This is a genomic window from Phocaeicola coprophilus DSM 18228 = JCM 13818 (genome assembly GCF_000157915.1).
GTDB lineage: Bacteria > Bacteroidota > Bacteroidia > Bacteroidales > Bacteroidaceae > Phocaeicola > Phocaeicola coprophilus.
The window spans coordinates 1-1,145 of record NZ_EQ973680.1 but is presented as its reverse complement, the minus strand read 5'-3'; the positions used below and the strand labels follow the sequence as shown (position 1 = coordinate 1,145).

Below are 1,145 nucleotides of genomic sequence, written 5' to 3'. Positions count from 1 at the left end.
CAAGGTGGCGGAATGCCATGGGGACCGAACGCTCGTGCCGTTCCGCTATCAGGGGCAGTACGAGGATGAAGAAACGGGATTGTATTACAACAGATTCAGGTACTACTCGCCTGAAATGGGGATATATATTTCTTCTGACCCAATTGGACTGGCAGGAAACAATCCTACTCTCTACGGATATGTGCTGGATGTGAATACGTGGTTAGATATATTGGGGTTAGAAAAATGTGCTAATGTGGAAGATGGAGTATTAAAAATTAAACGCAAATTTAGTAAAGGATCTAAGGAATCTGATGAATTAGAAGATTTTGTATCGAGATGGAATAAACAAATTCCACCAGATGGTTTGACCCGCCAACCAGTTTCCAGAGAACTTAGAAAAAAAGCAAGTGACGCAGCTAATAAATACCGAATAGACAATCCTGAATTATTTAAATCGGGACAAGTTGCAGGTCATATTCCTGATGTCGGGTGGGGAGGTAATCCTCAAGGGCCATTTGTCCCCATAAGCTCTTCAGTCAACTCATATTTAGGAGGTGCTACTCAAGCAGTTCCAGTAGGTACAACATATACTTCTGTAATAATTATCGATTAGTAGCTATGAATAATATTAAAGACTTAATTATTAAGGCTAAACATATTAATAATGAATTAACTTCACTTCCATCGAATCTTTATATTTGTAAAGTGGAGATTGATTGTATCCCAACTTTGCAAACAGGAATTTATAGACGTATATCTCCAATGCTTAGGGAACGTTATAATAATTTTGGAAGTTGGGAAAATGCTACCCATGGGGATTGGTTAAGCATTGATGATATGAAAGAGTTATGGAAAGAAAAACCAACTTCATATATAGAAAACATAAAACATCAATTACATTCATGTTCGCAAAACTGGCCTAACGATGCTTGTAGCTTATTTAAAGATAATCGCATTAGTGTTTTTGCAGCAGATGTAAATAGCTTTGAAAGAATTTATATAGTTTGGTTAGATGAAGTTGATGAACCAGAAATATGGGTTTATGATAGTAATGGAATGGCACGATACAAGAATTTGATGTGTTATTTAGAAGCATATTTAGAAGACGATTTAAGTGCATATAATAAATTATTTATATAAAGAAATTACGTTTGCAATATTTT

The 1,145-nt window shown here is 35.5% G+C and carries 2 protein-coding genes; both read left to right on the top strand.

What is annotated here, in order from left to right:
* The coding region (locus BACCOPRO_RS18630; RefSeq protein WP_008145611.1) for an RHS repeat-associated core domain-containing protein at positions 1 to 595 on the top strand (595 nt) is incomplete at its 5' end.
* 5 nt (positions 596 to 600) lie between these two features.
* Positions 601 to 1,122, top strand: a complete 522-nt coding sequence (locus BACCOPRO_RS16925) for a hypothetical protein (RefSeq protein WP_008145610.1) — start codon at positions 601 to 603, stop codon at positions 1,120 to 1,122.
* Positions 1,123 to 1,145: the final 23 nt, after the last annotated feature.

Coding starts and splice junctions, on each gene's coding strand:
- BACCOPRO_RS16925 (WP_008145610.1), top strand. CDS start 601: ATGAATAATATTAAAGACTTAATTATTAAGGCTAAACATATTAATAAT.